This window comes from Aeromonas aquatilis (assembly GCF_054052405.1).
This window is the reverse complement of record NZ_JBSTYP010000009.1, coordinates 95070-104122: the sequence shown is the minus strand read 5'-3', so window position 1 is coordinate 104122 and position 9053 is coordinate 95070. Positions and strand designations below refer to the sequence as shown.

The window sequence follows — 9053 nt, the reverse complement described above, 5'->3', positions numbered from 1 at the left end:
ATCCCATGCCGAACTCAGAAGTGAAACGCGGTAGCGCCGATGGTAGTGTGGCATTCGCCATGCGAGAGTAGGACACTGCCAGGCACCCAATTTAAGAACCCCGCTCATCGAGCGGGGTTTTTTATTGCCTGCAATTCGGTAAGCTGCCTAAATATCGACCTTTTATTCCCTCTTCCCGGCCGTATTCTCCATTTTTCCTCCCCGATTTTCTCCGGTTATGCCATCGCCGCTGGCTCTGGTTGCCGTTATAATGGCCGCCCTCAAGCAAGGTGGTGGTATGAAAGCAGAATATCTACAGCGATTCGGGGGCATTGCCCGTCTTTATGGTCAGAACGCCTTGCGTTCCTTTAGCCAGGCCAAGGTCTGTGTGGTGGGGATCGGCGGCGTTGGTTCCTGGGCGGCCGAAGCGCTGGCTCGTGCCGGCATCAACCAGATCACCCTGATCGACATGGACGATATCTGCATCACCAACACCAATCGCCAGATCCACGCCATGCAGGGTACGGTCGGTCGCCTCAAAACCGAGGTGATGGCTGAGCGTATTCGCGCCATCAATCCGGATTGCGAAGTGATCGAGGTGGACGATTTCGTTACTGTCGACAATCTGGCCGAGCATATCAAGCGGGAGTTTGACTATGTAGTGGACGCCATCGACTCGGTCAAGGCCAAGGTGGCGCTGATTGCCTTCTGCAAGCGCAACAAGATCCCGGTGATTGTGGCGGGAGGCGCGGGCGGGCAGATGGATCCGACCCAGATCACTGTGGCCGATCTGGCCAAGACCATTCAAGATCCGCTCGCTGCCAAGGTGCGCTCCGACCTGCGCCGCTTGCACAACTTCAGCAAGAATCCGGCGCGCAAATTCGGGGTGGAGTGTGTCTTCTCAACCGAGCAGCTGAGCTATCCGGATGGCAATGGCGGCACTTGTCAGGCCAAGGCAGCCAGCGATGGCACAATGAAGATGGATTGCGCCTCCGGCTTTGGCGCTGTGACGCCGGTGACGGCAACCTTTGGGCTGGTCGCTGCGTCCCGGGTCTTGAAGAAGATTGCCGAGCGGGGGGCCCGCGCCGAGAAAGAGGCCGGGAATGAAGATGCCGGGTCGACTAGCGAAGCCTAATCGACCACTGGACGAGGTGGGTTAGACCGCCTGTTCCCGGATCGCCAGCACGATCGCTCTGAGCCCGTTACCCCGTGACGGGCTCAAATGTTTCTCAAGTCCCAGTTCGGTAAAATACCCTTCCATATCAAAAGCCTGGATCGCCGCAGACGATTGGTGGTTAAGCGCCGCCAGCACGATAACGATCAGCCCGCGCACGATGCGGGCATCGGAATCACAGGCAAAATGCCAGCAGCCATCCTCGCTTTGTTCTCCCTTCAGCCAAGCCTGGCTTTCACACCCCTTGAGGCGGAACTCTTCCTGCTGCCATTCGCAGGGTAGTACTGGCAACTGCTTGCCGAGCTGGATGATGAGCCGGTACTGGTTCTCCCAGCCGTGAGCGGCGGCAAACTGCTGGCGGACGCGGTCGGCGTTGGGCTCAAGGCCAATCAGGGTATAGTTTGCGAGGTCACTCATTCGGTAGTCTGCCTTAGAAGAAGTCACTGAGTTTGTGCAGGGCGGCCAGCAGGGCGTCGATATCATCCCGATTGTTGTAGCAGGCCAGCGAGGCACGCATGGTGCCGCCGATCCCGAGCGATTCCATCAGCGGCATGGCGCAGTGATGGCCGACTCGCAGGGCGATACCCTGCATGTCGAGCAGGGTAGCAGCATCTTGCGGGTGGATGTCGTCGAGCAAGAAAGAGACTGCTCCGGCACGTTGGCCGGGTTCGCCGACCAGACGCAACCCCGGCACCTGTTGCAGGCCAGCTACCAGATAGTCGGTCAGTGCCTGCTCATGTTGGGCGAGCCATTCCCTATCTTGTGCCATCACAAAGTCGATGGCAGCGGCGAGGCCGATAGCGCCAGCGATATGGGGGGTGCCCGCCTCGAATTTAAAAGGCAGGGTATTGAAGGTGGTGCCGCTGAAACTGACCCGATCGATCATCTCGCCACCTGCTTGCCAGGGCGGCATCCGCTCCAATAGCTCGGTGCGGCCCCACAACACACCGATGCCGGTCGGGCCATAGAGCTTGTGGCCGGAGAAGGCGTAGAAGTCGCAACCGATGGCCTGCACATCCACCTCGAGATGAGCCACCGCCTGGGCGCCGTCGATCAGGGTCAGAGCGTCGACTGCCTTGGCCGCTGCCACCATCTCTTTGACTGGATTGACGGTGCCAAGGGCATTGGATACGTGGGCCACGCTCACCAGCCGGGTCCGTGGCCCCAGCATGGCGTGATAGGCGGCCAGATCGAGATCGCCCCGTTCATCAAGGGGGATGACCCGGATCACCGCTCCTATGCGCTGGGCGACCAGTTGCCACGGGACGATATTGGCGTGGTGTTCCAGCGTGCTGAGGATAATTTCGTCCCCTGCCTTGAGCTCGCTCATCCCCCAGCTCTGGGCCACCAGATTGATCGCCTCCGTGGTGCCGCGGGTCCAGATCACCTCTTGGCTGCGGGGGGTATTGATAAAGCGGGCGACCGTTTCGCGGGCGGCCTCGAAGGCGCGGGTAGCGCGGCCACTCAGAGCATGGGCGGCACGGTGCACGTTGGCGTTGTCGGCCCGATAGTAGTGAGCGATGGCATCCAGTACCGCTTGCGGTTTCTGAGTGGTGGCGGCGTTATCCAGATAGACCAGAGGGTGGCCGTTTACCTCCTGCGCCAAGGCCGGAAACTGGCTGCGCAGTTGGTTGTGCTGTTGCTGATTCATGCTTCCCTCATCATCCGGAAAAAGTCATCATCTCAAAAGGTCGGCCATGATCCTGAAAATAGCGCCCGAACACAAGGCGCGATAAGCCCGATTGGCGGTTGCCTGCCGTGCAGCAGGTACGGCTCGTCGGGTGATTTCTGGTACAATGCCGCCCCTCATCATAAGCCAAGAGATCCGGCCCATGAAGCTCAACCCCAATCAGAACGAAGCGGTCAAGTATGTTTCCGGCCCTTGCCTGGTGTTGGCGGGTGCCGGATCGGGTAAGACCCGCGTCATCACCAACAAGATTGCCTATCTGGTACAGCAGTGCGGCTACAGTGCGCGCAATATCGCTGCGGTCACCTTTACCAACAAGGCGGCGCGGGAGATGAAGGAGCGGGTCGGCCAGACCCTGGGACGTAAGGAGGCGCGGGGGTTGATGGTCTCCACCTTCCATACCTTGGGGCTTGATATTATTCGTCGTGAGCACAAGAGCCTGAATCTCAAGGCGAACTTCTCCCTGTTCGATGACACCGACCAGCTGGCGCTGCTGAAAGAATTGACTGAAGACGAGCTCGACAACGACAAGGACAAGCTCTCGGCCCTCATTACCCAGATCTCCAACTGGAAGAACGACCTCATCCTGCCCGCCCGCGCCATGCGTATCGCCCGCGGGCCGGAAGAGGTGCTGATGGCCCAGCTCTACGAACGTTATCACCGCCAGATGGTGGCCTATAACGCGCTGGATTTTGACGACCTCATAGTGATGCCAACCCTGCTGCTCAAGAGCAATCAGGAGGTTCGCGAGCGCTGGCAGAACAAGATCCGCTATCTGCTGGTCGATGAGTACCAAGACACCAACACCAGCCAATACGAGCTGGTGAAGCAGATCGTTGGCGAGCGGGCCCGTTTTACCGTGGTGGGGGACGATGACCAGTCCATCTACTCTTGGCGCGGTGCCAAGCCGCAGAATCTGGTGCTGCTGAGCGAAGACTTTCTGAACCTGCGGCTCATCAAGCTGGAGCAGAACTACCGCTCCAAGCGGCGGATCCTCAAGTGCGCCAACATCTTGATCGCCAACAACCCCCACGTCTATGACAAGGCGCTCTTCTCCGAATTGGATGAGGGGGTGAAGCTCAAGGTGCTGTTCGCCAAGAACGAGGAGCACGAAGCGGAGCGGATCGCTGCCGAGATGATGGGCCACAAGTTTATGAACCGCACCCGGTTCAAGGATTACGCCATCCTCTATCGGGGCAACCATCAGTCGCGCATCTTCGAGAAGGCGCTGATGACCAACCGGATTCCTTACCGTATCTCCGGCGGCACCTCGTTTTTCTCCCGCACCGAGATCAAGGACATCATGGCCTACCTCAAGCTGCTGGTGAATCCGGACGAGGACACCGCCTTCCTGCGGGTGGTCAACCTGCCGCGCCGCGAGATTGGCCCCACCACCCTCGAAAAACTGGGTCAGTATGCCAATCAGCGCGGCAAGAGCCTGTTTGCCGCCAGCTTCGAGCTGGGGCTGGAGCAACACCTCTCCGGCCGTGGCCTTGTGGCCTTGCAGGCATTTACCAACTGGTTGGTTCGCCTTGGCGATCAGGCGCTGCGCGGCAATCCGGTGGAGGCGGTGCGGGACATGATCAAGGAGATCCACTACGAAGAGTGGCTCTACGAGACCTCCCCCAGCCCGAAAGCGGCCGAGATGCGGATGCAGAACGTCTCCACCCTCTATCGCTGGATCACCGAGATGCTGGAGGGGGATGAGCTGGAGGAGTCGATGACGCTGGCTCAGGTGGTCACTCGCCTCACTCTGCGCGATATGATGGAGCGCAACGAGGGGGAGGACGATGCGGATCAGGTGCAGTTGATGACCCTGCATGCCTCAAAGGGACTGGAGTTCCCCTATGTCTACATGGTGGGGATGGAGGAAGGCTTGCTGCCTCACCAGACCAGCATCGATGAAGATAATGTGGAGGAAGAGCGACGTCTCGCCTACGTGGGGATCACCCGGGCCCAGACCGAACTTACCTTCACCCTCTGCAAGGAGCGGCGTCAGTTTGGCGAGTCGGTACGGCCAGAGCCGAGCCGCTTCCTGCTGGAGCTGCCGCAGGATGACCTTGAATGGGAAAACCAGAAGAAGGTGACTGCCGAGGAGCGCCAGCAGAAGGGGCAGGTCGGTGTTGCCAACCTGCGGGCGTTGTTCAAGAAGGATTAACCCTAAGGATTGGCTGGGGTCAGTAGCGGTACTATGTCTGCTCCCGGCATGGGCGGTGAGATATAGCGCCCTTGCCCCATCCGGCAGCCGATATCAATCAGCTTCTGCAATTGCTGCTGGTTCTCGATCCCCTCGACCACCAGGGTGTAATCGAGATCCTGACAGATATCCCGCATGGCGCGGATCAGCGCCAAATCTTTGGGCGATTGCAGCATCCGTTGGGTAAAGCTGTCATCCACCTTGATGTAATCCACCGGGAAGTGGAACAAGGCGTTGAGGGAGGAGAAGCCGGTGCCAAAATCATCCAGGCTGATCTGGATACCCTTGGCCCTCAGGTCATGCAGGGATGCCAGCGCATCGGAATCTTGCCGCGACAGCTCCCGCTCGTTGAATTCAAAAATCAGATAGCCGGGGGCGACCCCTTCCTCTTCGATAATTCCCATCAGCCGCATGATGTGGTCATGGTTGACCAGATGCTTGCCCGACAGATTGATGGCGACCTTGAACTTGCTCTGCCCGGAGATTGGCAGCCAGTTCTTCAGTTGCTGACAGGTGTGGCGCAGGATCTGGTAATCCAGCTCCAGAATCAGGCCGCACTGCTCTGCCAGCGGAATAAAGTCGAACGCATCTTTGAGAATGCCCTCCTCGGTCAGCCAGCGCGCCATCACCTCCAGTCCGGTCAGGCGGCTATCCTGCAGCCGGATCACCGGCTGGAAGTAAGGGACGATACGCCCTTCCCGCAAGGCTCTGGCCAGCATCTCTTCCGGCGAATTCCAGTTCTGGTTGATGCAATCATCCGAGTAGCTGACGATGCGGCTGCGACCATTGCGTTTGGCCTGATACATGGCCAAATCAGCCTGATGGAGCAGCTGGCTGATATCTGAGGTTTGCTCGGATACGGTCGATACCCCAAGGCTGACGGTAATGCTCAATTCGTTGCCGAGTAGCCGGAACGGGTAGGAGAGACGGCTGATAATGCGGTTGAGCACCGGGCTTATGTCATCGTCGCTCTTGCTGCTGTCCAGATAGATGACGAACTCATCGCCCCCCAGTCTGGCCACCAGATCGTTTTGCCGGATGCAGGTCTGCAGGCGGCGGCTTACCTCCTTGAGCAGTTGATCCCCCGCGCTGTGGCCCAGGGTGTCGTTGATCTGCTTGAAGTGATCCACATCGATGAAGATCACCGCAAATCCCGGCGATTTGTAGCGGTTGTAGTGAGTCATGGCGTGGTTGAGGTGGTTCATCAACAGCGCGCGGTTGGGCAATTGAGTCAGCGGGTCGTGGAGCGCATCGAATTGCAACCGCCGCTCCAGCTCCTGATGCTGCTTGAGCTGCTTTTGCAGCCTGAGGTTGGTCTGACGCAGCTGTTGCAGGCGCTGATTGATGGAGTCTTCGGTATTGATGTCGTTGAGCTGCTGGCGGATCCGTCTCAGCTCCAGCAACAGGGTTAGCTGGCCGCGCAGGAAGTCGAGAAACAGTTTGTCGTCAGTTTCCAGCGGCAGGGTCGTGCTGATGATGAAGTGGGCGAAGTACTGTTGCTGCAGCCGCAGCGGCATGCTGTGCCAGTAACGTGACTCCCTGTTCACCTCGATATTGCTGGTGCTGTGGCACAAGCCGCTGATGAATTCATCGCTCTGATGAGGATGGGCAGGGTAGATCTTTTCCAGTTTCTGGCTGGTGAGCCTGATCAGCAGCATATCCTCGATGGCCAGCATCTGGCGCAGTACCGCCTCCAGCTGGGAAAAGAGCGCCTGACCCGGCAGGGTGTTGGCCAGCCGCATGATGCGGCTGATGCTCTCGATTTTCTTTTTCCAGTTCGGGTCTTTGCGGATCAGGGGCGAAGGGAGCTCGGTGAGATGGGAGCCCGCCTGGGTTTCGGTCAGCCGTTTGGCCAGACACTCCAGCAGCAGGCGCAGGGTCGGCAGGTCGGCTGGGGTTCCACGCGCCAGCAACCACTGTATCTGGCCATGCTCGATGGGAAAGACGCACCACCCTTCGGCTTCATCCAGCTGGGTGAGCTGATCGGTGATGCGGGACTGCTCCCGGCCCAGCTGTTGTTTGAAGATGTCGCTGACCTTGTAGGCGTAAAGCCAGTTCAGACCGGTATCGGAGAGGCCCAGCATGCCGAAATGTTGCAGCGGGCAGAGTTGGTCAATCTGCTGGATCAGTGTGTCGTAATCGTCAGACGTGGCCGATTGTGGCGCCGGAAAGTCCATAATGGCAGAGACCAACGCCAACAGAGGAGTTGAGTAGTGGGGTTCGATGGATTGGGACGACATGTGCAACTCCCGATATGTCTACCTTACAAGAGTAGTCGGAAGCCGATAGATTGAAAGGGCCGCAATTGCGGCCCTTTCAAATACTTACAGCTTGTCGATCATGTAGTGGATGGCGTTTTCAATCTCTTCATCACTACAGTTCGCACAGGTGCCGCGCGGAGGCATCATGCCGGACTTGCCGGTGAAGCCTTCAATGGCATGTTTCTTGAGAGTATCAATGCCCTGGGCGATGCGAGGCTCCCAAGCTGCCTTGTCACCCCGTTTGGGGGCACCGGCGGCACCGGTATCATGACAGGCAAAGCAGGCACCCTTGAATACCGTTTCACCATCGCGGGGGCCGGAAGAGGCGGCCGCCGTCGGTGCAGCACTCGCGCCGGCAATACCTTCCAGATCCTTGGCGGTATAGACCTGACCGATTGGTTTGATCCGCTCGGCAATGGCTTCCGGTGACATCTCATCGGCAGCAAGCACTGCCCCAGACAAGCTGGCGGCCGTCATCCCGACAGCCAGCAAATAGCTCAGTTTTTTCAACACGCTCATATACTCCCAGCAGTCTTTTATTATCCATGTAAACGACGGGATTATAACCGAATAGTTACAGCCATTTAAACGCTTGTGTGTGAAGTGTTAAACACTCTGCGTACAAAGTTTTGGCCGATATCACGGCAATTTGGGTGGTGGAGATAAAAAGAAACCCGGCATTCGCCGGGTTTTGGGTAAACAAAGGGTGACATGGGTTATTTATCCCAGCTCAGGATCACCTTGCCGGAGTGGCCGGAGCGCATCGCATCGAACCCCTGCTGGAATTCGTCGATATGGAACCTGTGGGTGATGATGGGGGAGAGATCCAGCCCGGACTGGATCAGGCTGGCCATTTTGTACCAGGTCTCGAACATCTCGCGGCCATAGATCCCTTTGATAAACAGCCCCTTGAATATCACCTTGTTCCAGTCGATGGCCATGGTGGAGGGGGGGATGCCGAGCATGGCGATCTTGCCGCCGTGGTTCATCTTGTCGAGCATCTCCTGGAAGGCGCTCGGGACGCCGGACATCTCCAGCCCCACGTCAAACCCTTCGGTCATGCCCAGCTCGCTCATTACGTCGGCCAGCTTCTCCTTGGCCACGTTGACTGCGCGGGTGGCGCCCATCTTGCGGGCCAGCTCCAGCCGGTATTCGTTGACGTCGGTGATCACCACGTGGCGCGCACCCACATGGTGGCAGACGGCGGCTGCCATGATGCCGATGGGGCCCGCACCAGTGATGAGCACATCTTCACCCACCAGATCGAAGGAGAGGGCGGTGTGCACCGCATTGCCAAACGGGTCGAAGATGGCGGCCAGCTCGTCCGGGATGTTGTCCGGCAGCTTGAAGGCGTTGAATGCGGGGATCACCAGATACTCGGCAAAGGCGCCCGGGCGGTTGACGCCAACGCCAATGGTGTTGCGGCAGAGGTGAGTGCGGCCAGCGCGGCAGTTACGGCAGTGACCGCAGGTGATATGCCCTTCACCGGAGACCCGATCGCCGATGGCGAAGCCGCGCACCTCCTGACCGATGGCGACCACTTCGCCGACATATTCGTGGCCGACTACCATGGGTACCGGAATGGTCTTCTGGGACCACTCGTCCCAGTTGTAGATATGGATATCGGTGCCGCAGATGGCGGTTTTGCGGATCTTGATCAGCAGGTCGTTGTGGCCGAGCTCGGGAGCCGGCACATCCGTCATCCAGATGCCGACCTCTTTGTGCAGTTTGGAGAGTGCTTTCATGGCTGTTCCT

At 58.7% G+C, this 9053-nt stretch carries 7 protein-coding genes and 1 rRNA gene; 3 read left to right on the top strand and 5 right to left on the bottom strand.

All coding sequences use genetic code 11. The annotated features are described in order from the left end of the window. Together rrf and tcdA are read left to right on the top strand one after the other, a co-directional pair. Window positions 1–84, top strand: a 5S ribosomal RNA gene (gene rrf, locus ACW5W8_RS05240); the annotation flags it as partial. A 193-nt stretch (window positions 85–277) separates the two neighbouring features. After that, on the top strand, window positions 278–1114 hold the full coding sequence (tcdA, locus tag ACW5W8_RS05235; RefSeq protein ID WP_498626760.1) for a tRNA cyclic N6-threonylcarbamoyladenosine(37) synthase TcdA: 837 nt from the start codon (window positions 278–280) through the stop codon (window positions 1112–1114). Window positions 1115–1135: 21 nt separating this feature from the next. Here tcdA and ACW5W8_RS05230 read toward each other — a convergent pair whose 3' ends face one another. Both ACW5W8_RS05230 and ACW5W8_RS05225 read right to left on the bottom strand, forming a co-directional pair. Then, a complete protein-coding gene (locus ACW5W8_RS05230) occupies window positions 1136–1570 on the bottom strand; it encodes a SufE family protein (RefSeq protein WP_498626759.1) in 435 nt (144 codons plus the stop codon). A gap of 13 nt (window positions 1571–1583) precedes the next feature. Continuing rightward, entirely contained in the window at window positions 1584–2804 is a 1221-nt protein-coding gene (locus tag ACW5W8_RS05225) for an aminotransferase class V-fold PLP-dependent enzyme (protein ID WP_498626758.1), read from the bottom strand. A gap of 181 nt (window positions 2805–2985) precedes the next feature. On the opposite strand from ACW5W8_RS05225, the gene rep reads away from it, so the two are divergent. Further along, complete coding sequence (gene rep, locus ACW5W8_RS05220) at window positions 2986–4998, top strand: DNA helicase Rep (protein ID WP_498626757.1); 2013 nt, start codon at window positions 2986–2988, stop codon at window positions 4996–4998. 2 nt (window positions 4999–5000) lie between these two features. Here rep and ACW5W8_RS05215 read toward each other — a convergent pair whose 3' ends face one another. From ACW5W8_RS05215 to tdh, 3 genes are all read right to left on the bottom strand, one after another. Next, window positions 5001–7277 carry a putative bifunctional diguanylate cyclase/phosphodiesterase gene (locus ACW5W8_RS05215; protein WP_498626756.1) on the bottom strand — a complete coding sequence of 759 codons (2277 nt, stop codon included), beginning with the start codon at window positions 7275–7277 and terminating at the stop codon, window positions 5001–5003. An 84-nt stretch (window positions 7278–7361) separates the two neighbouring features. Continuing rightward, window positions 7362–7817, bottom strand: a complete 456-nt coding sequence (locus tag ACW5W8_RS05210) for a c-type cytochrome (RefSeq protein WP_236351160.1) — start codon at window positions 7815–7817, stop codon at window positions 7362–7364. A 197-nt stretch (window positions 7818–8014) separates the two neighbouring features. After that, window positions 8015–9043: an L-threonine 3-dehydrogenase gene (gene tdh / locus ACW5W8_RS05205; RefSeq protein ID WP_498626755.1), complete on the bottom strand. Its 1029-nt coding sequence runs from the start codon at window positions 9041–9043 to the stop codon at window positions 8015–8017. Window positions 9044–9053: the final 10 nt, after the last annotated feature.